The 23,494-nt window shown below is 47.9% G+C and carries 24 protein-coding genes, 1 pseudogene and 1 other annotated feature; of the genes and pseudogenes, 19 read left to right on the top strand and 6 right to left on the bottom strand.

From position 1 onward, the window contains the following. Positions 1–41 precede the first annotated feature (41 nt). The 3 genes from BMW55_RS12730 (at position 42) to BMW55_RS12720 (ending at position 2,392) form a co-directional block, all read left to right on the top strand. Positions 42–557 (top strand): GNAT family N-acetyltransferase, encoded by a 516-nt coding sequence (locus tag BMW55_RS12730; protein WP_089969853.1) that lies wholly within the window; start codon positions 42–44, stop codon positions 555–557. 91 nt (positions 558–648) lie between these two features. Further along, entirely contained in the window at positions 649–2,025 is a 1,377-nt protein-coding gene (locus BMW55_RS12725) for a TIGR00366 family protein (protein ID WP_089969852.1), read from the top strand. A 25-nt stretch (positions 2,026–2,050) separates the two neighbouring features. Beyond that, positions 2,051–2,392, top strand: a complete 342-nt coding sequence (locus BMW55_RS12720; RefSeq protein WP_089969850.1) for a cupin domain-containing protein — start codon at positions 2,051–2,053, stop codon at positions 2,390–2,392. A 301-nt stretch (positions 2,393–2,693) separates the two neighbouring features. Here BMW55_RS12720 and BMW55_RS12715 read toward each other — a convergent pair whose 3' ends face one another. Continuing rightward, positions 2,694–2,921: a hypothetical protein gene (locus BMW55_RS12715; RefSeq protein ID WP_089969847.1), complete on the bottom strand. Its 228-nt coding sequence runs from the start codon at positions 2,919–2,921 to the stop codon at positions 2,694–2,696. Between the two features lie 138 nt (positions 2,922–3,059). On the opposite strand from BMW55_RS12715, the gene BMW55_RS12710 reads away from it, so the two are divergent. After that, positions 3,060–3,686 (top strand): fumarylacetoacetate hydrolase family protein, encoded by a 627-nt coding sequence (locus BMW55_RS12710; RefSeq protein WP_089969845.1) that lies wholly within the window; start codon positions 3,060–3,062, stop codon positions 3,684–3,686. Between the two features lie 210 nt (positions 3,687–3,896). Beyond that, a complete protein-coding gene (locus BMW55_RS12705; RefSeq protein ID WP_089969843.1) occupies positions 3,897–4,178 on the top strand; it encodes a helix-turn-helix transcriptional regulator in 282 nt (93 codons plus the stop codon). 330 nt (positions 4,179–4,508) lie between these two features. Here BMW55_RS12705 and BMW55_RS12700 read toward each other — a convergent pair whose 3' ends face one another. Beyond that, positions 4,509–5,885, bottom strand: a complete 1,377-nt coding sequence (locus BMW55_RS12700) for a UDP-N-acetylmuramoyl-tripeptide--D-alanyl-D-alanine ligase (RefSeq protein WP_170839918.1) — start codon at positions 5,883–5,885, stop codon at positions 4,509–4,511. A 409-nt stretch (positions 5,886–6,294) separates the two neighbouring features. Between BMW55_RS12700 and BMW55_RS12695 the strand changes: the two genes are divergently transcribed. Both BMW55_RS12695 and BMW55_RS12690 read left to right on the top strand, forming a co-directional pair. Further along, a complete protein-coding gene (locus tag BMW55_RS12695) occupies positions 6,295–7,152 on the top strand; it encodes a cytochrome c oxidase assembly protein (RefSeq protein ID WP_089969838.1) in 858 nt (285 codons plus the stop codon). A gap of 19 nt (positions 7,153–7,171) precedes the next feature. After that, positions 7,172–7,504, top strand: coding sequence for a c-type cytochrome (locus BMW55_RS12690; protein ID WP_089969836.1), 333 nt, complete (start codon positions 7,172–7,174; stop codon positions 7,502–7,504). Between the two features lie 49 nt (positions 7,505–7,553). On the opposite strand, the gene BMW55_RS12685 is transcribed toward BMW55_RS12690, so the two are convergent. Together BMW55_RS12685 and proB are read right to left on the bottom strand one after the other, a co-directional pair. Beyond that, positions 7,554–8,825, bottom strand: a complete 1,272-nt coding sequence (locus BMW55_RS12685) for a glutamate-5-semialdehyde dehydrogenase (protein ID WP_089969834.1) — start codon at positions 8,823–8,825, stop codon at positions 7,554–7,556. Then, positions 8,822–9,934, bottom strand: a complete 1,113-nt coding sequence (gene proB / locus BMW55_RS12680; protein ID WP_089969832.1) for a glutamate 5-kinase — start codon at positions 9,932–9,934, stop codon at positions 8,822–8,824. The genes BMW55_RS12685 and proB overlap by 4 nt, the downstream gene beginning before the upstream one ends. Positions 9,935–10,000: 66 nt before the next feature. Next, positions 10,001–10,215: a binding site (T-box leader), on the bottom strand. Between the two features lie 265 nt (positions 10,216–10,480). On the opposite strand from proB, the gene BMW55_RS12675 reads away from it, so the two are divergent. Genes BMW55_RS12675 through BMW55_RS12650 form a run of 6 tightly spaced genes read left to right on the top strand, consistent with a single transcriptional unit; the run spans position 10,481 to position 15,177 of the window. After that, positions 10,481–11,209, top strand: coding sequence for a sugar phosphate nucleotidyltransferase (locus tag BMW55_RS12675; RefSeq protein ID WP_089969829.1), 729 nt, complete (start codon positions 10,481–10,483; stop codon positions 11,207–11,209). Positions 11,210–11,221: 12 nt separating this feature from the next. Next, positions 11,222–12,211: a dTDP-glucose 4,6-dehydratase gene (gene rfbB / locus BMW55_RS12670; RefSeq protein ID WP_089969827.1), complete on the top strand. Its 990-nt coding sequence runs from the start codon at positions 11,222–11,224 to the stop codon at positions 12,209–12,211. 5 nt (positions 12,212–12,216) lie between these two features. After that, a complete protein-coding gene (rfbD, locus tag BMW55_RS12665) occupies positions 12,217–13,074 on the top strand; it encodes a dTDP-4-dehydrorhamnose reductase (RefSeq protein WP_089969824.1) in 858 nt (285 codons plus the stop codon). Then, entirely contained in the window at positions 13,071–13,526 is a 456-nt protein-coding gene (locus BMW55_RS12660) for a dTDP-4-dehydrorhamnose 3,5-epimerase family protein (protein ID WP_089969821.1), read from the top strand. The genes rfbD and BMW55_RS12660 overlap by 4 nt, the downstream gene beginning before the upstream one ends. 12 nt (positions 13,527–13,538) lie before the next feature. Continuing rightward, positions 13,539–14,441, top strand: coding sequence for a glycosyltransferase family protein (locus BMW55_RS12655; protein WP_089969819.1), 903 nt, complete (start codon positions 13,539–13,541; stop codon positions 14,439–14,441). Continuing rightward, positions 14,434–15,177, top strand: coding sequence for a glycosyltransferase family 2 protein (locus BMW55_RS12650; RefSeq protein ID WP_089969816.1), 744 nt, complete (start codon positions 14,434–14,436; stop codon positions 15,175–15,177). Before BMW55_RS12655 ends, BMW55_RS12650 begins: the two co-directional genes overlap by 8 nt. Here the strand turns inward: BMW55_RS12650 and BMW55_RS12645 are convergent. Beyond that, the gene (locus tag BMW55_RS12645; RefSeq protein ID WP_170839917.1) at positions 15,174–16,550 is read right to left on the bottom strand and encodes a UDP-N-acetylmuramoyl-tripeptide--D-alanyl-D-alanine ligase; all 1,377 of its coding nucleotides are present in this window, start codon (positions 16,548–16,550) and stop codon (positions 15,174–15,176) included. The genes BMW55_RS12650 and BMW55_RS12645 overlap by 4 nt on opposite strands. 96 nt (positions 16,551–16,646) lie before the next feature. On the opposite strand from BMW55_RS12645, the gene BMW55_RS12640 reads away from it, so the two are divergent. The 5 genes from BMW55_RS12640 to BMW55_RS12625 all read left to right on the top strand — a co-directional run bounded on the left by BMW55_RS12640 (position 16,647) and on the right by BMW55_RS12625 (position 21,314). Then, a complete protein-coding gene (locus BMW55_RS12640; RefSeq protein ID WP_089969811.1) occupies positions 16,647–17,636 on the top strand; it encodes a CgeB family protein in 990 nt (329 codons plus the stop codon). A 259-nt stretch (positions 17,637–17,895) separates the two neighbouring features. After that, on the top strand, positions 17,896–18,027 hold the full coding sequence (locus tag BMW55_RS19840) for a hypothetical protein (RefSeq protein WP_280139775.1): 132 nt from the start codon (positions 17,896–17,898) through the stop codon (positions 18,025–18,027). Between the two features lie 181 nt (positions 18,028–18,208). Further along, a complete protein-coding gene (locus BMW55_RS12635) occupies positions 18,209–19,069 on the top strand; it encodes a YitT family protein (RefSeq protein WP_089970084.1) in 861 nt (286 codons plus the stop codon). Positions 19,070–19,326: 257 nt separating this feature from the next. Then, positions 19,327–19,929, top strand: coding sequence for an adenylyl-sulfate kinase (gene cysC, locus BMW55_RS12630; RefSeq protein WP_342027761.1), 603 nt, complete (start codon positions 19,327–19,329; stop codon positions 19,927–19,929). After that, positions 19,926–21,314: an alkaline phosphatase family protein gene (locus BMW55_RS12625; protein WP_089969805.1), complete on the top strand. Its 1,389-nt coding sequence runs from the start codon at positions 19,926–19,928 to the stop codon at positions 21,312–21,314. The genes cysC and BMW55_RS12625 overlap by 4 nt, the downstream gene beginning before the upstream one ends. A 133-nt stretch (positions 21,315–21,447) precedes the next feature. On the opposite strand, the gene BMW55_RS12620 is transcribed toward BMW55_RS12625, so the two are convergent. Beyond that, on the bottom strand, positions 21,448–22,800 hold the full coding sequence (locus BMW55_RS12620; RefSeq protein ID WP_089969803.1) for a sulfatase family protein: 1,353 nt from the start codon (positions 22,798–22,800) through the stop codon (positions 21,448–21,450). 210 nt (positions 22,801–23,010) lie between these two features. Here BMW55_RS12620 and BMW55_RS12615 point away from each other — a divergent pair. Beyond that, a pseudogene (locus BMW55_RS12615) lies at positions 23,011–23,494 on the top strand (hypothetical protein); the annotation flags it as partial.

Raw genomic sequence — 23,494 nt, 5'->3', positions numbered from 1 at the left:
TTTATCGATGTGACGGTAGCCTACATTGTGAGGGATCGGAGATGAAGATCAGAGTCTTAACTAAAGAGGATGCCCCGCTTTATTGGCCGGTTCGGCTTCGGGCACTGAAGGAAAATCCGGAGGCATTCGGCGCATCGTATGAGGAATCGGCAAACCGGTCGCTGGAGCAAGTGGCTGAACGACTGAATGCATCGGATAATCAGTTCATCTTAGGGGCTTTCGAAGCGGACGGACAACTGGTTGGCCTGACGGGGTTCAGCAGAGAGAGTTTAAGCAAAATGAAGCATAAATCCATGATTTGGGGAATGTATGTGGCTCCGGAAGCGAGAGGGCGGGGAGTCGGGCGTTTATTGCTTCATGAAGTGCTCGAAAAGGCAAAAAAGATGGATGGCCTTGAACAGATCCACCTCACTGTCGTCACGAAAAATACTCCGGCCCGAAATCTTTATCTGTCAATGGGATTCCGGCCTTATGGCCTGGAGAAAAGGGCGCTGAAAGTAGGGGATCAGTATTTGGATGAGGAATATATGGTTCTTTTTTTATCCAAGGATGAGTGAATAGATAAAGATAAAGGAAAATCACATTCGAATATCGTATTATTATTTATACAAATTTCAATATTTATTTAAAATCCGCAGGAGGGTGAAGATGCTTGCCAGACTGACTCATTTCTTTGTCAGATATATGCAAAGGTACATGCCGGATCCCTATTTATTCGCGGTCATACTCACGCTGTTAGTGGTTGTGCTGAATTTTTTATTGGTTCCGCAAGCCAACCTCAGTGGAATGATTGACACCTGGTACCAAGGGGTATGGGGTTCGCAAAATATCTTTACCTTTGCCCTGCAGATGACTTTAATACTGGTCTGCGGTACGACGCTCGCCCAAGCACCGCTCATAAAAAAGGGATTGGTCCGGCTCGCGGCTTGGCCCAAGAATCAGGTGCAGGCTGCGGTGATGTGTTTTCTGATCGGGGCGATCGGATCGCTCATCAACTGGGGATTGGGTTTGGTGATTGGCACCATCCTGGCCAAGGAGATCGCCAAGCGTCTGGAGCAGATGGATTTCGGCTATGTCGTGGCAGCTGCGTATATGGGCTTTATTACGTGGACTTCCGGATTTTCCAGTTCCATTGTGCTGGCAAACGCGGATCCGGCGAGTTCTTTGAACATCATTTACAAAATGACCAAACAAACGGTTGGGATTGAAGACGATATTCTCACTTTCTATAATATTGTCCCGGTTGCAGCAACATTGCTTTTCTTCCCGCTGATGTTAAAATGGATGGCTCCGACCCACATCAAAACCATCGACCGAAGTATTTTGCTGCAAGCGGAGGCGGCGGCATCCAGTGAAACAATCACCCAAACGGACAGGCCCAAAACTTTTGCAAGCGTGTTGGAAAACGCGTGGATTTTAAATCTGCTTCTTGTGGTGGCGGGCTTTTATCAATTTTTTGTGACGCTTGAAGCAAAAGTTTCCATTAATACGATGATCCTGCTGTTCACTCTGTTGGGGCTTTTGTTTCATTGGACTCCCATTCGTTATGTCAAGGCATTTTATGAATCGGCCAAAGCTTCCGGTTCCCTGCTGTTGCAATATCCTCTTTATGGGGGAATCATGGCCCTGATGGCCTATGCTCCGGCTGACGGGATTGACCCTTTGCAAACGGTATTGGCCAGGGAAATGGTGGAGGCTGCCAATGTACATACACTGCCTTTTTTAAATTACCTGGCTTCCTGTTTGATTACATTATTCGTGCCATCGGGAGGCGGTCACTGGGCCGTTCAGGGGCCGGTATCGATTCAGGCAGCTCTTGAACTTGGACAAACTTCACCCGAATATCTGGGTAAAATCTCTATGTCCGTGGCTTTCGGCGAAGGTGTATTTAATATGATTCAGCCTTTCTGGGCTTTGCCCATTCTCGCTCTGGCAGGTTTGACCATCCGGGATATCATGGGATATTGTGTCATGGCATTGTTGTTTGGCTTTGTCATCTTTGGAGCGGCTCTTTTGATCTTCTAAACTTTGGAGTTAAAGGGGAAAGAACATGAAGATAAGCAAAGAGAATGCCGAACATTATCTTTGGGGAGATTTCTGCGACGGGTGGCAGCTGGTCAAACAGAAAGAGCTGAGCATAATTCATGAACGAATGCCTCCTCAGACTTCAGAAGTTCGCCATTATCATCGAAAAGCGAGACAATTCTTCTTTGTCCTTTCAGGAACGGCAACGATGGAAATCGACGGAGAAATAATCATTTTGCGCGACCACGAAGGAGTGGAGGTCCCTCCCAACGTTCCCCATCAAATGATGAATCAATCCGATTGTGTAGTGGAGTTTCTCGTCATTTCACAGCCGGCCAGCAAGGAGGACCGTGTGCTGACGGATTAGTAGCCAAAAAGCCGATTCATTTTTTCGGGATGAATCGGCTTTTTTTCATGAAAAAGTAGACGGATGAATGAAAGAAATCCCCTCCAAGAACAGTGTCATAGGGGAAGAGTGATTCGTAATAGGGTTCTGTCCAGTTATTCGCAAATAAAGGGGTGAGGGGGAAATGAGCCGGATCGTAAAATAAAAATGGAAATGCCAGCCCTTACGTTATGTATAGGAGGGGGAGGTGTCCATGATCAAACAATTTATCGGAAAAGGTGGTGCCATCTGTCCGGATCGATCTTGCGGACCGAGACTCTTATCAACGATTTTCGAGTCCAAAGAGCGATCCTTGCGCCGACCGGGACTCCTCTTCGTCAAGAATTTCAAACAAGATCATGGCGTAATGGCGGCGCGATTCTTGCGAATTAACGGTATACTTGATGTCGAGGACCTGAATCTCCTCAGTGACAATCCAGTCGTTGATCTGATCTTCCAATTGGCTGCCGGAACCCGCTTCAAAGCATTTGACCTGTACTCTTTTTTTCATGTGCTGGTCTCCCTTCTACCCGTCTCTTTATTGGATGGTTCGCTTTCTTCAAGGCAGAAACCTTTTCAAAAATGCAATTTTTGATGTAAGAGTAATTTGTTATCCTACCTATACTTGTATCAGAAAAGAGGAAAGAACATGGAATCGATTCGCAATATTTATTGTGTCGGCAGAAACTATCGCTTGCATGCTGAAGAACTAGGCAACGAAGTGCCGGAGTCCCCCCTGGTTTTCTCCAAACCTACCCACGCTCTGGTTGTAGCTCGTGGACAAGAGATTGTTTTGCCGCGTGGACGCGGGGAAATCCATTATGAAGCTGAATTTGTCATCCATATTGACAAACCATATGAAGAGGGAATGAGAGCGGAGGATTTGGTAGACCGCATGGCTCTTGGCATTGATTTTACTCTGCGCGATGTTCAAAGCCGATTGAAGGAGAAAGGACATCCCTGGCTCTTGGCAAAAGGCTTCCCAAATTCCGCAATCGTAACTGAATTTCAGAGGTTTCCAGGTACGGATGTCTGTAAAAAGACTGATTTTTCGCTGTTGAAAAACGGAGAATGCGTGCAACGGGGAAACATCAGTGAGATGTTATTCGACTTGGATACGATGATCGGTTTTTGTGCCGTCCATTTTGGGCTTGGCGCCGGTGATCTGATCTTTACAGGAACGCCTGCAGGCGTGGGCAGCATCGCCGATGGAGACCATTTACAGCTATTATGGGGCCAACAGGTGCTGGGGGAATGTAAAATCAAATTGGCGTGAGGGGAAAGGTGCGGGACGGGCTCCTGCGCCTTTTATTTTTCCCGATCCATTTATTTTCTCTATGTATCCATGCGCAAACATTTTTACGAAGTTTTGCGGGACGTCAGAGGCTTAAGTAAATTTTCCAAGAAAAATAATGGATAAATTCAAAATTTTAAATTCAATCGTTCATATTAAATGTTATAATAATTGTAAAAGGGGGAGTAACCGATGAGCAAGTTAAAACCGAACATTGAACTGGTGATTGCCAAAAAGAAAAATGAGGGCTTCAAGATTGAGTTAAACGGGAAAAAAGTCAAATGTTCTCAAACCCATCTGGCGGAGAAGCTGAACATAACAAAACAGCAATTTAGTCTGTGGGTTAACGGGCGTTCATTTCCACGCCTGGAAAAAGCATTTGAATTGGCACATCTTTTAGATGTAAAAGTGGATGAACTGTATACGTTTATTCCCGAAAAAAGAAATATGCTGGACTCAATGAAGGATTTATAAAACGGGAATAAACCTCATTTCTATAATCGAAAAAACTCTGTGCTTGAAAGGCGGCACAGGGCAGCATGTTGAAACAGACGCTATCTGCCGCAGGGAGAACGCGTCTTTTTTATTTCGCGCCGGCAATGGGTTGCACATGAATACCGGAGGAGAGCGAATTTGTCAATAACGAACATACAAAGCGACTGAGGCACGTTCCGGAACCGAAATAGATCAGTTGGCTCACCAAACGATGTTACGGCATGGAACGTGCCGTGTTGATGGATGCAACAGTTTGAAACGTGATTGCCGGGTCCTTGTTCCAGTCTGATCCCTTTCAAAGCAAGGTGGTTACCTCAATTGCTGAACAACTTTTTCCAATTTTAATTTGCGGGAGGCTTTAAAATAGACAACGGAGTTTACGGGGGTTCGACGGATGTGACGGACGACTTGGTCATGGGTGGAGTAGCTGAACACATTGTTTTTGTTCATGCCATGTTTGACCGCAGATTCAGCGATGAGCCGGCCTTTTTTGCCTATGGTAATGAGCTGGTTGATTCCGAGTTTGGCCACTAATTTACCGATTTTTTCATGAGAAGATTTGGTCAGATTTCCCAGTTCCAACATATCACCAAGTACGGCGATCGAAGGTCTGGATCCGGAAAGAAGTTTTAACACCTCTAAGCCCGCTGCCATCGCCGACGGATTGGCATTCCAGGCGTCATTGATCAGCAAGCGTCCCGAATGGCTGCGAATCGTTTGTAATCTCATCTTGGGAGTCCTAAACGTTGACAGACCCTTTTGTATTTCCCGGATCGTTGATCCGAGTTCGAGCGCAACACCAATGGCGGCTAAGGCATTATACACATTGTGGGTGCCGAATGTGGGGATGAAAAACGAACTCACAGTACCATTTATTTCTACATCAAAAGCCATCCCTCTTCCAGTGAAGCGGACGTTTCTCCCACGGATATCAGCAGGATTATGAATGCCGAATTTTTTCAATGTTCCGCGGAAGTTTCTGACACTTAATTTTTGTGATCCCTCATCGTCGGCATTCAAAAATAATGTGCCGCCGGGTCGTACCCCGTCTACCATTTCTTGTTTGGCCCGGACAACAAGGTCCAGACCCCCTAAACTTCCTGCATGGGCCTCGCCGACATTGGTGACCACTCCGATGCCCGGGCGAACGACCTGGCATTGTCTTTTGATATTGTTGAGCGATTTCATTCCCATTTCCAAGAGAAGAAGCTTATGTTTGGGTTGTAGGCGAACCAGATATGAAGGCAAGAATGAGAAAGTGTTCAGATTCCCCTCCGTTTTTACCATCGGCCATCTGTATTTAAGTATGGAAGCCAACATTTCCGTCGTGGTCGATTTTCCGGCACTCCCGGTGATCCCCACAACTTTGACAGATATTTGACTCCAATTCCACTTGGCTACGTTCCAGAAAGCCGTAAAGGCATCTTGAACCCGGATCACACCAATACCAGACGGAATGGATGGAGAGGAGATTCCGGCAGGCAGGACGACGGCGAGGGGGCGAACCCTTTTGATGGCTGCCAATTGTTTAGACCAATTGATTTTACGTGTATAAAAATAAACATGGTGTCGTTGTAACTTCTTTGGTTTTCCAAAGTTTACAGCATTCACAGTTGCAGACGGATTTCCAGACAGCAGTCTGCCTTTCGCTATTTTCGCTAACGTTCCCAGAGAGATTGTTTTCATGCTGTTACCTCCCATTGGCTGGTTCAACAATTGCATGGTGAAGGTTGAGACATGGGTATGTCACCCATATCTTATTCGCGTTGGCACTCCAACGGGATGGGCATCTCCCCATTTTATGAAAAAAGATGGATTTGTTCACAATGGATGGTTCTTACGCTTTGCTGACTTCTTGGTGTTTGGAAATGGCGTGGACGGGTCCTGTGTGAATGGAATGGAATCCCATGTGGGCAAACTGAAACAAGGTCAACTTCGGTGAGATACAAACGAAAGGGTAGGAGGAAACACGGCTGAAAAGGATCGGACGAATACTGGTGAAAAGGTTCACACCAACTTCATTTTGTTCACCAAAACGACCTGGAAAGCTGTGTTATCATACATATAGTAGAGGGAGTGGCACAGGAGGTATTCCATGTCTACGCAAGAATTTCTCCAGCTGTTTTTGTATGCCCAGAACTGGGATTTTGAACTCAATTTGCTTTTTCTGTCGGGAGCCGTCGTATATCTTTTGTTGACGGGTCCCTTGAAACACTGGATTCCCGGTTCACAACACGTTCCGGGTTCAACCAGGGCCTTCTTTTTGCTCGGATGGATCATCTACTACTTTTCCATGGGGAGCCCGTTAAATTTATTGGCGCATGAGTTGTTCAGTATGCACATGCTGCAGATGTCACTTTTGTACTTTGTCATGCCGCCGCTTCTTTTACTGGGTTTACCGGCATATATGCTTCGTCCGGTCTTGAAGATCCGCTGGATTCGGGCCATAGGCAGATTTTTCACCCGGCCGTTGATCACTCTGTTTTTCTTTAATGGGTTGATCACTTTCTATCATGTACCGGTCATCTTTGATACCATCATGGGGAGTCATGTGCTTCACTATGTTTCGCATGTGCTCTTGCTGTTTGCCGCCTTGTGCATGTGGTGGCCGATCATCTGCCCGGTCCCGGAATTGGACCGTGTCAAATCACTCCACAAACTGGCTCTCATCTTTGCGAACGGAGTGTTGTTGACACCGGCCTGCGCGATCATTACATTTACAGACATCGTGTTGTTCGACTCATACAGAGAGATGTCCCAGCTTGTGCCGATCATGTCGCCGATGCATGATCAACAGCTGGGCGGGGTGATCATGAAGATCATGCAAGAGATTGTGTATATCACGGCGATTGGCATTGTTTTTTTGCGGTGGATCCGCGAAGAACGGGCCAAAGACAAAGAAGAGCTGTTGCAGTGGCAAAAAGAACAAAATCCGACTTTGCAAAAGAATTGATTGAGATGGGGTTTGCACGATGAAAAGGATCCGTTCTTTTTCTGTACTTTTCATGATTTTGACCGCTGTCGTTTTCTTAACGGCTTGCGGTGCAGCCAAGAAAAATGATACCGGGCAACAAACGGCACAGATTTCAGAGCCGCAGGAGATTTACTCCCAGCACTGTGCCAACTGCCACGGGGGCAATCTGCAAGGAAGTTTTGGACCCGGTTTGCAAAAGGTGGGCACTAAATATTCAAAAGAACAGATCTTAGAGATTATCCAAAAAGGAAAAGGAAGCATGCCCTCTCAGGACTATGTGCCGAAAGAGGACCAGGTGAAGCTTGCGGAATGGCTTTCCAAGCAAAAATGATGAAAAAACACCCAGCCTGTGCGGTTTGTGCACCAGCTGGGTGTTTTTGCTAAGTTCGAATTTGCCCGGATCCCCGAATCCGATATTTGTAACTTGTCAGTTCCCGTAACCCCATCGGGCCGCGGGCATGAAGCTTTTGTGTCGAGATCCCGATCTCCGCGCCGAAACCAAACTGGAAGCCGTCCGTAAAGCGTGTGGAGGCGTTATGATAAACCGCTGCCGCGTCCACCTGTGTCAAAAACTTCTCCGCCGCTTCGCGATCCTCCGTGATGATGGCTTCGGAATGCCGGGTTCCGAACTTTTCGATATGTGTGATTGCCTCATCTATGCTTGAGACAATCTTGACGGCCAAGACGAGGTCGAGAAATTCCGCAGCATAGTCTTCATCAGTGGCTGGCGTCAAATTCCCTTCTCCTATGATTGCCTGAGTCTTTCTGCAACCGCGTATCTGCACTCCGTGCTCCCGGAGAGCATCGATCGCCGCGGGCAGCCACTCATTGGCGATTTTTTCATGAACCAGGAGAGTTTCGATGGCGTTGCAGACAGAAGGTCGCTGTGTCTTGGCGTTGAGCACGATGGCTGTGGCCATGTCCGGATCAGCGGCGCGATCCACGTAGAGATGGCAATTACCGACTCCGGTTTCAATCACCGGTACGAGTGCGTTTTCCAATACCCGCCCGATCAGCCCGGCTCCTCCGCGTGGAATGGCCAGATCGACAAGCCCCTTGGCGCGGATCAGGATATCGACGGATTCCCGTTCCGTCCGATCGATCAACTGGAGCGCGCCGACGGGGATGTGTCGGTTGGCAAGGCCTTTGCGTAAAGCGTCGACGAGAGCCATATTGGAGCGAAGTGCTTCTTTTCCGCCTCGCAGGACCACTGCATTGCCGGTTTTGAGGGCCAATCCGGCCGCATCCACTGTCACATTGGGCCGTGATTCATAAATCATGGCGATGACTCCAAAGGGAACCCGTACTTTTTCAATCATTAACCCATCCGACCGCTGAATGGTCTCGATGACTTCCCTGACAGGATCTTCCAGCCCGGCAACTTGGTGCAATCCTTCGATCATCTCATTGAGACGTTTTTCAGTAATGACAAGCCGGTCTATGCGGGGCTCCGGAATCCCGCTTTTTCTGGCTTCTTTGACATCTTCTTCATTGGCTTGGAATATGAAGTCACGATCAGTCCGGAGTGAGTCCGCCATAGCGAGAAGGGCCGCATTTTTCTCCGCCTCCCGCAAGGTTCCCAAATACCTTGCGGCCTGTTTGGCTGCCTGAACCTTCTCCAAAACGCTCTCTTTCAATGCCGTGTGGCTCATACCAGATTCTCCTCCCGCACTAGAATAACCATGGCATCACGATGAATCACTTCATGAATGTTATGGAATTTTTCTCCTCTCTGCCGCCTCTCCAGCAGAATCCGCAAGTCGACGGCTGAAAAACTGACCATTCCTTTCCCGATGCGTCTGCCATCAGGTGCGGCAATCTCGACGACGGAGCCTTCATGAAAATCTCCCTCCACTTTCGTGATCCCTCCCAACAACAAACTGGCAGTTTGCTTGACGAGTGCGAACACGGCTCCCGGGTCGATCATCAATGTTCCTTCCGTTCGCGTTCCATAGGCGATCCATGACTTTTTGCCCGACAGCCGCTGCTTGGAATGAAAACGGGTGCCGACAGATTTTCCTTCCAGAATCTTTTGCAGGACGTTTGGCTCGGAGCTGGAGGCAATGACGACATCGATGCCGGAATCAACTGCCATCCGGGCAGCGGCCAGTTTTGTTCGCATCCCTCCCGTTCCTACCGGGCTGCCGCTGTCTGAAGCGGCAGCTTCCATTTCCGGAGTAATTTTCCATACCTGGGGAATGCGCCTGGCACTAACATTTTCTTTGGGGTTGGCCGTGTACAATCCGTCGATATCGGTCAGCAACACCAAAAGATTCGCTTCCGTCATGAGTGCAACCAGGCTGCCGAGTGTATCGTTGTCGCCAAAACGGATTTCATCAACGGCTACCGTGTCATTCTCATTGACGATCGGGATGATTCCGTGTCTTAAAAGTGTCTCAGCCGTATTGCGGATATGAATAAACCTTTTCCGGTCTTCGATATCCGAGCGGGTGAGCAGAAGTTGGGCGGTTCCCATCCCTTTTTCTGCGAACAACTTCTGGTACCGCTCAATCAGAAGACCTTGCCCGACAGCCGCCGCCGCCTGTTTTTCGGGCATGGTGATATGGGAACGCGGCCATCCCAACTTGCTGAGACCTGCTGCAACCGCGCCGGATGAGACAAGAATCATCTGGTATTCGCCTGTGGATTGTACTGAAGCGATCTGCTCGACGAGACAGGCCATTTTGTCACTGGACAACTGGCCTTGTTTGTTGGTCAGACTGCTGGAACCAATTTTCACAACGATTCTCATTCTTCTCATAAGCACAACCTCTTCTGTTTTCTACATGGTCGATTTTCCCAAAAAAATACAGAAGCCTTTCGCCCTGAGAAGGACGAAAGGCTTTCTTTCGCGGTACCACCTTCATTGACATGACACTGTGATCATGTCCGCTCCATCTGAATAACGGCCAGCGACCGTCCCGCTTTTCACGGGAAGTTCGGGAGGCGGGTTCAGCCTGCTTCCACGGCGGGATCTCCCAGCTGTCAAATCCCGCTCTCTGATCGTTTCCACAGGCCTCTTCACTCCGTCATTACCGGGCAGATGTACTTTTTCATATTTATACAGGAATGTGTATGGGATTGTCAATGAGTTTTATGTATCATTTACGGATGTGGATAAAATCTGATGCCAATCCGTTTCTCTCCTCCGTGTGGGGCGCAGCCGAATATGGACGTACAATCTTCGGTCCGGAACGACCGGTCCAGTAATTTTATCTTTGGATTGTGACATCTGTTGTGCCCTGGAATATCTTGATAGGAGTAATTGGGGATGAGTACTCCGATTGGACGATTGGGGGGATGAAAGATGAAGGGCATTATATTAGCCGGAGGAACGGGTTCACGCCTATGGCCATTAACTAAAATCACCAACAAACATCTGCTTCCCGTAGGCAGGTATCCGATGATCTACCACCCGATTTTTAAATTGGTTGAATGCGGAATCGATGAGATTCTCATCGTGACCGGAGTCGAACATATGGGGGATGTGGTGAGGCTTTTGGGAAGCGGAAAAGAGTTTTCTGCCCGTTTCACTTATAAGGTGCAGGATAAACCGGGCGGGATCGCTCAAGCGTTGCAACTGGCTGAAGATTTTGCCGGAAATGAACGGATGGTGGTTCTGTTAGGAGACAACATTTTTGAGGATTCGCTCAGGCCGTATGTGGATACTTTTGCAAAACAAGGGCAGGGTGCGAAGATATTGCTGAAAGAAGTAAAAAATCCCGAACGGTTTGGTGTGGCTGAAGTAGTCGGCAATCGCATCGTCTCGATCGAAGAGAAACCAAAGAAGCCAAAAAGCTCGTTATGTGTAACGGGAATCTACATGTACGATCCCCAGGTTTTTTCATTTATCCGTACATTGAAACCCTCGCAGAGAGGGGAGTACGAAATTACGGATGTAAATAATATATATATTCAGAACCGGCAACTCACGTTTGACGTCTTAAATGGATGGTGGACGGACGCCGGAACACCGGAATCGTTTTTCCTCGCCAATCAATACGCATCACAGATCATTTTATGGAATAAGGATTAAAGGAGAATCGGAATGACACAGACCATTCTCGTCACAGGAGGAGCCGGGTTTATCGGAAGCCATTTTATTCGTTACCTGCTCCGCACCTATCAGGAGATCCGGGTGATCAATGCAGATGCGCTCACATACTCCGGAAATCTTTTCAATTTGCGGGATGTGGAAAAGGATCCCCGGTACGAGTTTCTCAGGGTTGATCTTGCCGTCCGGGAACAAGTGGAAAAAGTATTTGCAGGGCACCGGATCGACCAGGTGGTCCATTTTGCCGCGGAATCGCATGTAGACCGGAGCATTGAAGGGGCCTGGCCGTTTATACGTTCCAACATTATCGGAACGCATCATCTGCTGGAAGCGTCAATGAAAAAGAATGTGGACCGATTTGTTCACGTTTCCACAGATGAAGTATATGGGAGCATTCCGTATGGGAAAGCGGATGAACAGACGCTGTTGGCACCGGGAAACCCTTATTCTGCCAGCAAAGCTTCTTCGGACTTACTCTGTTTGGCTTTCCATCATACGTACGGTTTTCCGGTCGTCATCACCCGTTGTACCAATAATTACGGTCCCAATCAGTACCCGGAAAAGCTGATTCCGCATCTCATCCGTCAAGCGATGAAGAACCAACCGCTTCCGATATACGGGAACGGGCAACAAGAGAGGGATTGGATTCATGTGATTGATCATTGCCGGGCCGTCGATGTGGTTCGTCTCCACGGAAGAGCGGGGGAGGTTTATCATATCGGAGCGGAGAATCCGATTCCCAATCTCCAGGTGGCCAAGAAAATTCTGGATCTCATGGGGAAGCCTCATTCGCTGATCCAACATGTTGCGGATCGTTTGGGCCATGACATTCGGTATTCATTGGACAGCTCAAAAATCCGAACCGAATTGGGCTGGGCACCGACGATTTCGTTTGATGAGGGGCTGGAACAAACGGTGCAGTGGTATTTGACCCATGCCGAATGGTGGGCTTCCATCGAACAACGCCGGGCTGAAAGAGGGTAGAAAGGTTGAACATTGTTGTGTCAGGAGCAGGAGGGCAGCTGGGGCGGGATGTCCTCGAATATTTCAGAGGGGAGAAAGGAATTTTCATTACAGGCTTTAGCCGCCAGGAATGGGATGTTACCGACTCCGGATGTACCAGACAAATTCTCGACGGGTTTCAGCCTGATGTGGTGATTCATTGTGCGGCATATACCCGGGTAGATGAGAGTGAACTGAAACCGAGATCGGCGTACCTTGTCAATGTGGATGCCACTCGACAAATTGCCAGGGAATGCGGAGAAAGGAAGATCCGCCTGGTCTATATCAGCACTGACTATGTATTCGACGGAAAAAATCGGGCCGGATATACAGAGCTGGATCCGCCTCATCCCGTCAACCAGTACGGGCGAACCAAACGTTTGGGGGAGAAATGGGTCCAGAAGTGCTGCCCTGACCATCTGATTTTGCGCACGTCTTGGTTGTATGGAAAATACGGTCATAATTTTGTCCATACGATCCTGGAGAAGGCCAAACAAAAGGAAGCATTGTCCGTGGTGACAGATCAGGTCGGTACTCCCACTTACACCCGCCATCTGGCCAAACAGATCGGGATCCTGATAAAAACAGACGCGAAAGGAGTTTTTCATACCGCCAACGGTGGAAGTTGTTCCTGGTATCAATTTGCCAAAACGATTTTGGATTTTGCCGGGCTCAATTATCCCGTTCAGGCCATTTCTTCATCGCAGTTGCAGCGAAGGGCACGGCGTCCCGCATGTTCCATTTTGCTCCCTGCCAGATCCATCGCGGAAGGTTATCCGGTGATGCCGCATTGGAAAGTAGGATTGAGGGATTTTTTCAGAGATTTAAGGGGAGATGGAGGATGATTGAGGGAGTTGTTTTTAAAAAATTGAGCAAATATTGTGATGACCGGGGAACATTTATGGAGATTATTCGTGAAGATGAAGGTATTCTGGAGAGGTTTGGGCAAGCATCCGCTTCCATGACCTATCCGGGAGTTATCAAGGCGTTTCATTATCACGAGTTGCAGGATGATGTCTGGTATTTTCCCGTCGGCAATGCGCAGGTGGTCTTACATGATTTGCGCAAAAGTTCCCCGACTTACCGCCAAACGGATGTTTATTACATGGGGGAAGAAAATCCCTCCGTTTTGTTGATTCCGAAAGGCGTTGCCCATGGTTATCGGGTGCTCGGGAATAAACCGGCGATGATTGTCTATTTTACGACTCAAGCGTACCGGGCCGACCAACCGGACGAATTTCGCCTTCCCTATGATGACCCCAGTATCGGATTTGACTGGAAAACGAAATTTCGTTAGGGACCGGCGAATATGACATCATCGACAAAAACGCTTTGTATCCTGTATCCTTCGCGGTTGCCCGATGAGCTGACTGCCACTTTTCCGCCGGTGCTTTTAGAACCCGACGTGACGATAAAAAGAGTCTCATCGAAAGACGTGGCAGACAGAGATTTGGAGTTGAGCGCGTATGGAAAAGCCCATTTGTTCAATCCGCCGTTATCCGTAATCAAACAACTTCCAAATCATCCGTCCATCACACTATCTTTTGATACCTTGCCGGCACAAGAAATGTCATCCTGGATCGCCCCTTTTACGATCCAAGTGCCGTCGCTGGCTTTCCGGTCCGTCCTTCGCAGAAGAGGGATTTCGGCGGAGACGATTCATCCCGTACCGGCCGGGATGAATCGTCCCGGAGAAATTCGTCGCGAAGTGCGCAAACGATATCAGTTGGTACACAAATACTTGCTGTGGGTGGATGAACGTTTTCTCAGCCCGAAATACCGATCATCTGTGCTGCAAACCCTGCAAAAGGCAGTCAAGGAATTTCCGGCCCTGCAAGTGCTGTGGGTGACAAAGCATTCAGCTGTTTCGCCAAAGGGCCTGATCATCGCGGATTCGGAAAAAGTGAAGCAACAGAAGTTATGGTTGGCGGCTGATTTGCTACTTAGCATCGGCTCTCCACAACAGTCACTTGTCCCCCTTCATCTGCAAGCTTTAAGCTTGGGGATTCCGGTGATAACCGCCGAAGGGGGAGATCATGACGAATGGGTGAATCATCTCTTTTCCGGTGTGGTGTTAAACCGAAAATATTGGCAGCGGGAACTGCGCATGTATCTGAGTCAGTTGGTGAAAAAGCCGAGTCTGATGAATCAATGGAGAAACAATGGGCGACATCTCATCAACTGCATCACGGGGATGAACAGCGATGAATGATCAACTGTTTACCAGTATTATCATCCCGGCCAGAAATGAATGGTCATTAACCTGGCAGTGTATCCGGTCCGTCAGGCAACATACGACCATCCCCCACGAAATTATTTTGGTGGATAATGGTTCGGAACAAGCGATGCCCGGTCATTTTGCCAAATATGCCAATCTGCACATCATCCGCAACCGTTGGAACAGAGGATTTGCAGCGGCGATCAATCAGGGGTTGAAACGGGCGAAAGGAAATTATCTGGTTTGGTTGAACAATGACACCTTACCCTCGCATCGGTGGCTCAGCCAGCTGATCCATGTACTCAACACAGAACCGTCTGCCGGCTTGGTGGGACCTGTTTCCAACCGGGTGATTCCCGAGCAAAAAATATCCATCCAGTTGAGTACACCTGAGCAGATTCATCGTTTTTCAAGCAAGTTCAACCGGACCAACCCGCAAAAGTGGAGAGAAGCCCCGCGTTTATCAGGGTTTTGTCTCGTTTATTCCAGACAGGTATTTGAAGCGGTCGGCCTTCTGGATGAACGATTTGGGCTGGGCACCTATGAAGATGACGATTATTGCCATCGTGTCCGGCTGGCGGGGTATCGCTGTATGGTTGCCGGGGACACGTTCGTCCATCATTTTGGCAGCCAGAGTTTCCGGAAAAACGGGTATAGGGAGTTTCAAAAGATTTTAAGGCAAAATCGCCGTTACTTTATCCACAAATGGAACCGCCTGCCGGATGGTTAACGAGCTTTGAGGTGATTTACCAGCCATTCCAGCCTCATTTTTCGCGAGGCTTTAAAGTAGAGGACAGAACCGGACGGGATCGTGGAACGGATAAATCGAAGGGCTGCCGCTTGCGTGGAAAAGGAGCGGATTCGGTTTCCCGGCATTCCGTGAGCTGCGGCAGTCCGGGCGATGACGGCTGCTTGCGGCCCAATGGTAATCAGATAGGAAGGCTTGATTTTGTTGCCGACAAATTTGCCGACACGGGAGTGACCCGGGACGCTGTAGTTGCCCAATTCGTGGATATCTCCCAACACAGCGGCACTGGTGCGCTGTTTGGAAACTCTTTTTAATACTTTGAGGCCGGCGATCATGGAAGAAGGATTGGCATTATAGGCGTCATTGATCAGCAGGAAGCCGTTGATCCCCCGGACTTTTTGCAGGCGCATGCTGGGAGCGTCATAATTGGCCAGTCCTTTTTGAATGAGGGGAACCGGAAGCTTTAAAACTCTGGCAACCGCAATGGCGGCAAGGGCATTGTAAACATTGTGCCTGCCCCATGTCTTGATATGATAGGGGTCCCCGTTGACCGTAAAATGCATTCCGTTCGTAGTGAAACGGATATTTTTGGCCTGTAGTGTTGCTGGTTTCCTGATTCCGATGGTGACTACTTTGCCGTGGAAATTTGCCACGGAAAGATGACGGCTTCCTTTATCATCGGCGTTCAAAACCAGGATTCCTTGCCGATTCATCCCGTCGATCAGCTCTTGCTTGGCTTTCACCACATTCTTAAGAGAGTTGCCCAGTTTGCCAACATGGGCTTCTCCCACATTGGTTACCACTCCGATGGTGGGCCGTGCAAGCAGACATTGTTTTCGAATGTTGCCCAAACTGGCCATTCCCATTTCCAGAACGACCGCCTGATGACTGCCGTTCAGATGAAACAGATGGCCGGGAGTGTATAAGGCAATGTTATTGTTGGCGGGGGATTTATAGGTAATATACTTTCTCTTTAAGATGGATGCCAACATTTCCTTCGTTGTCGTTTTTCCCTGGCTGCCGGTAATGCCGATCACCAGGGCTTTCGTATGACTCCGTTGCCGAACGGCTAATTTCCAGAGTGCTTCATCCGCATTCGGTACAATGATGAGCGGATGGTGGGACGGGATCAGATTTTTCCATGCGGGGGTGGCAACGATTCCGGCGCTGCTTTTTGTACGAAGCTCTACGGGAGAAAATTTTTTCGTATATTTCGCAGTGATAAAAAAGATCCTGCCCGGACCCAAATAACGGATGTTTTGATAAATCGCATGTTTTACCGGCGTGTTGGGGTTTCCGCGTACGAGTTGTCCGCCTACCACACGCGCCAATTGGCCCAGGTTTATGGGAAACAACCTCAATCCCCCCTCATCTTTCATTACTGGATCGTATTATTGTATGTGGGTCTGCATCAGAGGTGTGGGATACACGCTGGGGAGAGGGAGAAATAGATGAACGTGGTGTATGTTCCGTCAGCAATCCGCAAACCTTTTACTTTTATCGATATTTCCGTCGTACAGGCCATGAGGAGAATGGGGTTTCAGGTCATTGTGATCCGGCCCGGTGAAACACTGGAACAGAAATGGAACCATCTGAAAAGAGAAACACGTCCCGACTTTCTGTTGGCCATGTTGGGAGAGCGTTTGACAGAGGCCAACCTTCAACTCATCAAAACTCTTCCCCTTCCAAAAGCGGTTTGGTACACGGATGACCCCTATGCAATTGACCGATCCGTTCAAACTTGTCACGCATTTGACTGGGTGTTTACCAATGAAAGCGAAGCCGTGCCCGTTTATCAAAAGAAATGTTCAGCCCGCGTGATTCATCTTCCTTTGGCTGCTCCTCATCTCACCTACCAATCTCTTAAAACTGTACCGCCTTCCTATCGTTCTCAGATTGTCCTGGTCGGTTCGGCCTTTCAAAATCGTCTGGCAGTCATGGAAAAAATAAGTCCTGTCCTGAAACGTTTCCAGACGCGGCTGGTGGGGCCCGGATGGGACCGCCTCTCCAGCAAATCATTCTTCCGTCTTCGGAAAGGCTGGGTGAAGCCGAGTGAAGTATGCAGATATTACAATGGTGCACGGATTGTATTAAATATCCATCGGTCTTTTGATGATCCATACCTCAAACAAAACCGACTCAGGGTTCGTGCTGCAACCCCCAATAATCGTCTCTTTGAGATTGCCGCCTGCAGTGCGTTTCAAATCATCGATTTCCGGCAGGATTTACAAAAATATTATGTATCTGACGAGGAAATGGTCTCATTTCGCTCTTTGGAAGAGCTTAAGGAGAAAATCCGCTTCTATCTCCCAAGGGAACAGTTGCGCCGAAAGATCGCAGCCCGAGCTTATCAGCGCACGATTCGCGAACACCTCTATGAACACCGGATTCAAAAAATGGTTCAACTCATCCAATCGGGAGGCATAAAAAATCAGATTTGACCACTCCCTGTGCCTCAAATCCTTCCTTTTTCCAAACAGATGTTAGCTTATACCGCCGGCCATTCGCAAGAGATGCAGTGCATGTGCGATGGATATGCGATATGGCGGACCGGTTCATCATGTTCATTCTGACTTGCGAGTAAGATGACAATTTTTTTTGCGCTGCTTTTGTAGTATAATAAAACGGTACTGGCCCGCAACGAATGTTCCTTTTCCGTTGAGGCCCGTCTGATCTATTCAGGTATGTGCATCTGGGAAGATGACAATCCGGCTTATTCTGCCCGATTACAAAAGCGGTGCGCTCCATGTGACCGTTCCACGGGCCATTTATCAGCTTCTCACAGCTATCGCCGGAAATGGATGGGCTTGTTCGGTGGAAATAGAAGAGTGAATGGTTGAATCAATGCCTCCCAACAGGAGTGGGAGGATTTTCTCCATTTTTCGGAGTGATCGCTGATTGTCTGTTCTTGGCGGGTCGGGGCCGGTAGATGCCTCATTGGAGAGGTATCGTGCTACAAGTTTAAAAGGGGGGGCACTGATTAGTGGGAATCGTTGCACCTGAGCTCGAAAAAATGGATCATCAAAAGTTGACAATAACAAAAGTACTGAAGCGAGGAACATTGATTTTACTCGGCGCGGTGCTCGTAGCCGTTGGCTTGGAGATTTTTTTGGTTCCCAACCAAGTGATTGACGGAGGAATTGTCGGGATTTCCATTATTTTATCTCACCTTACCGGATTGAGTTTGGGGGCTTTTTTATTCGTGCTGAATATCCCTTTTTTCTTTCTGGGTTACAAACAAATCGGGAAAACCTTTGCGATCTCGACTTTGTTTGGCGTCATCGTCATGTCGGTCGGAACCTCGTTGCTGCATCCGGTTCCTCCGTTGACAGATGATCCTTTATTGGCTGCTGTATTTGGCGGAATAATCCTGGGAATTGGTATAGGTATTGTCATCAGATACGGTGGATCACTGGATGGAACAGAAATACTGGCCATTATGTTTAACAAAAAACTCCCTTTCTCTGTTGGGCAAACGGTCATGTTCTTTAACATTTTCATTCTTGGAAGCGCCGGATTTGTATTTGGCTGGGATCGTGCGATGTACTCTTTAATCGCCTATTTTATCGCTTTCAAAATGATTGATACGACCATTGAAGGATTTGATGAAACAAAATCCGTTTGGATCATCAGTGATAAGCCGGAAAAGCTGGGCCAATGCATCTTAAATCGATTGGGCCGTGGAGTCACCTATTTGAGCGGAGAAGGCGCATATACAGGGGATGACAAAAAAGTAATCTTTTGTGTGGTGACGCGTTTAGAAGAGGCCAAGTTGAAATCGATCGTTGAAGAAGTGGACCCTGAGGCATTCCTGGCAATTGGAAATATACATGAAGTGAGAGGCGGAAGGTTTAAGAAGAGGGATATTCATTAAGCCACCCATCTCTTCCTAAGCAAGCCCCAGTATATTCTTATACTTGTTTTTTCATGACACCTGGAAGACAGGTGTCATTTTGCATCTTCTTAGTGACGAAAATAGTTCGAAATAACCTCTCATTCCCGGAATCGGGATGTATCAACTACATCTGGTCCTGGCACGAGACAATTGGCCGGCATCTGCATCGAAAGCCGTTTTTACGTTGGAAGGAGTGAAAACCCAAACTTTCACTTTCTAGGCAAAGGGCGTTTCAAATACTTCGCCTTGGTCATATAGTAACCGAGACCGGAGGTGAAAGTATGGAACAAAAAGGGATTACCCTGTGGTTTACGGGTTTGTCCGGAGCAGGGAAAACAACAGTCGCCCGTCTGGTTGAAGAACGCCTGAATCGTGAACACCGATTGCGTGTCCAGCTGCTCGATGGCGATGTTTTGCGTGAAGTGATGAACAGAGATCTGGGGTTTTCTAAAGAAGACCGTTTTATGCATATACAGAGGGCGGCATTTATCGCGAAACTGTTAACTGATCATGGGGTCATCGTGCTGGCTTCATTTATCACCCCATATCAGGAAATGAGGGACTATTGCCGCAGACAGATTGAAAATTATGCTGAGATCTATGTCAAATGTCCCCTCAATGTATGTATGGAACGGGATGTGAAAGGGCTCTACAAAAAAGCGTTGGCGGGAAAAATTGATCACTTTACCGGCATCAGTGATCCTTATGAAGAACCGGTCAATCCTGACTTAGTCATCGAAACATTGGCTGAAACGCCGGAAGAGAGTGCGGAACGCGTCATCCAATACCTCTCACGGCAAAGATCCATACCTGGCTTGGCAGCGGGTGAACATTTATGAGTTCCCGCGGCAAAGTCATGGTCATCGGTTTGGATTGTGCAGAACCATCCTTGGTATTTGACCGTTGGCTGGATCAATTGCCAAATATAAAGCGGGTTTTGCAGTCGGGTGTCTATGCCCGCATGAGAAGTTCAGACCCGCCGATTACCGTTCCGGCCTGGGCCTCGATGATGACAGGAAAAGACCCCGGGCAACTCGGATTTTACGGTTTCCGAAACCGCAACAGCTATGATTATGCCGATGTAGGAGTGGTAGACAGTTTTTTTCTGCAAGAGCCTGCAGTTTGGGACGTTTTGGGTAAGCATGGATACCAATCGATTGTCATCGGAGTGCCTCCAACTTATCCTCCCAAGCCGATCCGCGGTCATCTGGTGTCTTGCTTCTTGACCCCTGACCGATCGGTTCCGTATACTTACCCTTCATCCTTAGCAGAAGAAATCGAGCAGGAAGTGGGAGAGTATCGATTTGATGTAACCCATTTTCGCACGAAGCCAACAGGGGAACTGTTAAAAGATATCTATGAGATGACCCGGATTCGCTTTGCTGTGGCGCGCTATCTGATCAAGCATAAACCGTGGGATTTTTTTATGATGGTAGAGATGGGAATCGACCGCATCCATCACGCTTTTTGGCATTTTATGGACGAGAAGCATGTCTTGCACGAACCATCTTCATATAAAGATGCGATTTTTGAATATTACCGGTATGTGGATGGACAAATCGGAGAGCTGCTCTCTTGCGTTTCCCCCGAAACCCGGATCTTCATCGTATCCGACCACGGAGCCAAACGCATGGATGGAGGATTTTGTATCAACGAATGGTTGATGCGTGAAGGTTTTCTCAAGCTGAAAGAGCCGGTACGAGACGCAACTTCTTTCCATCCCGATTTGGTGGATTGGAAACGGACGAAGGCCTGGGGTTACGGCGGATATTATGGACGTCTCTGTTTGAATGTAAAAGGCAGGGAGCCGGAGGGGGTCATTCCTAAGAAAAAGTATGAACAAGTGCGCAACCTGTTGATAAAAAAACTTAAAGCGCTGACCGATGAACAGGGAAGGCACTTAAATACAAAAGTGTTTAAACCTACAAAGCGATATGCCGCCATCAAAAACATCCCTCCTGACCTGATTATCTATTTTGGCGATTTATATTGGCGCTCTGTAGGAAGTATCGGAATGGGCAAATTATACGTTTATGAAAATGATACAGGTCCCGATGGGGCAAACCATGATTATGAAGGAATATTCATTTCAGCGCTCAACCGGGAGGGAAGAGGGGGAAAAAAGCTGGAGCGGATTCACTTGATGGATATGGCCCCGACCCTCTTACACCAGTTTGGCATCCCTCCGCTGAAGGGAATGAGGGGAAAGATTATACCGATTTAAAAGAACAAACCCACGGTCACGAATCGTGGGTTTGATGGCTTTCTACAGGAGGAATTTGAAGGTTGGGATGGGAGATACGGATGACCGCGAACAATGAAAAGATAAAAAATGACTCCGAGAGTGGGAGTCATTTTTAATAACCCAGTTCACTGAGCCGTTGTTTGACTTTTTCTTCTTCTGCGACTGTGGCACGGTGAAGGCGCACTTTAATTCCGCATGTAAGCGGATCTTTCTTTTTATATTTAGTCAGCATCGACTTCACCCATAGGTTCATTTGGTTTTTCAATTTTCTCGCCACGTTGGGATATTGTTTCAGCACATTTTTGTTTTCTGCGGGATCTTGTTTCAGGTTGTACAGTTCCCATCTGGGATTGCCATACACGTCTTTTTCCAGAGACTGAATCAATTTCCACTGATGGGTGCGAATACAACGCTTTAATTGCCAGTTGGCTTCACATGAAATGACAAAGGGACGAATTTCCTGTTGCTTTCCTTCGATGACGGGAAGAAGAGAGCGTCCGTCGATCGGCCCGATCGCTTTTGGAGTCTTCACACCAGCGATGTCCAGGATTGTCGGCAGAAGATCCGCATGTTGACAGAGAGCGGTGATCCTTTTGTTTTTTGGAAGTTTATCCGGACAGGAAATAATGAGCGGGACGTGAATGGTCGGCTCATACAATCCGTGGTGGTCAAAGTATATTCGATGTTCCCCCAGGCTTTCTCCATGGTCTGCCACAAGAACGATTAATGTTTCATTCAGGATTCCGAGGTCTGAAAGAGTGGAAATCAGCTCACCTATATAATGATCTGCTTGCTTTACCGAACCATCATATAGTTGGCGGATTTTGCCGGCCGGGTATTCACGCGGATTATATTTTTGGATGAAACTCCACAGCGGCTCCCTCATCACTGCTTTCAAAGGGACTTCTTTGCTTGTTCTGCTTGTTGAGTGTTGTTCCGCCCATTTTGCAAAAGAGTTGTCTGGCATGTATGGATAATGGGGTTCCCAATAATGCAAGAAGAGGAAAAAATTCGAAACGTTGCGGTGCTTTTTGATCCATGGAATGGCCTTTTGATTAATTTCCTGTGCGGGAAGGGTGAAATGTGTGTTTAACTGCTCCGAAGGATCCATATACGTTTGGTATCCTTTCTTAAACCAGGGGTTTGGCTGGCCCGTAATTTTATAATTGCAATCCACAGCCGCCGTTTGATAGCCGTTCTTTTGCAAGATTTGTGCGAGCGGGATTAATTTCGGTGAAATGCGGGTGGGTTTCATATTGACAATCCCGTGCTGATGCGGATTTTTTCCGGTCATCATCGTCACGAAAGCGCTTTGAGTGACATTATTTTCTGCTATCATTTCCTCGAATAGAATGCCCCGTTCAGCTAAAGCGTTAATGTGAGGGCTGATGGAAGCTTTTTTGTAACCATAACAACCCAATCGGTCTGCCCGCAAGGTGTCGACCGCTATGAGGATGATTTTCAACTTTCATTCCTCCTAATTTTCGATCCGAGTCTTCATCCGATATCGTTTAGTACATCTTCAGCATATGAGGTGCTGCTTTGTTCTGTGTGGGTGAATGATGGACAAGTGTGGATAGACAGGTGAGGATTTTTGCAAAATCAGCGAACGGGTGAACGATGCAATAAATAAAATAGTGTAGCCTATCAGAAATGAGAGGAAGGTCGGAGAGAGATGCGCCTTTTCTATATTTCTTCGGGATGCGGATTTTCGTTTCAAAACCATCTGTCCGACGAAGACCAAAATATTTTGCATGCTTTCCGGCAGCTGGAAACGGTATGGCCAAACTTCAAAATGGAGAAGTTTTTGCTGCGCCGTGAATCGCCTTCTCTTCTCTTTTCTCGGATTCGAGCGTTTCGTCCTGATTTTATCCTTTCTTTCCGCGGCTCTTGTCTGCCCGGATGGGTGGTTAACAAGCTGAGATCGTTCGGCATTCCGATCGGCGTTTGGGTCGTGGATGATCCTTACCGTCTGCAAACGCATGAAAAACTGGTCCGTCCATATGATCTGGTGATTACCCAGGACAGCAGCAGCGTTCCTTTTTACAAAAGAATCAAAAAGCAGGCCATCCACTTGCCGCTCGCTGTCAACCCGGAGAAGTACCGGCCGCTTTCGGTTCCGCCAAAATACCAGTCCGATATTTGTTTCGTGGGAAGCG

Source organism: Lihuaxuella thermophila (genome assembly GCF_900110165.1).
In the GTDB taxonomy this organism is placed as follows: domain Bacteria; phylum Bacillota; class Bacilli; order Thermoactinomycetales; family Thermoactinomycetaceae; genus Lihuaxuella; species Lihuaxuella thermophila.
This window is presented reverse-complemented; position numbering and strand designations above follow the sequence as displayed.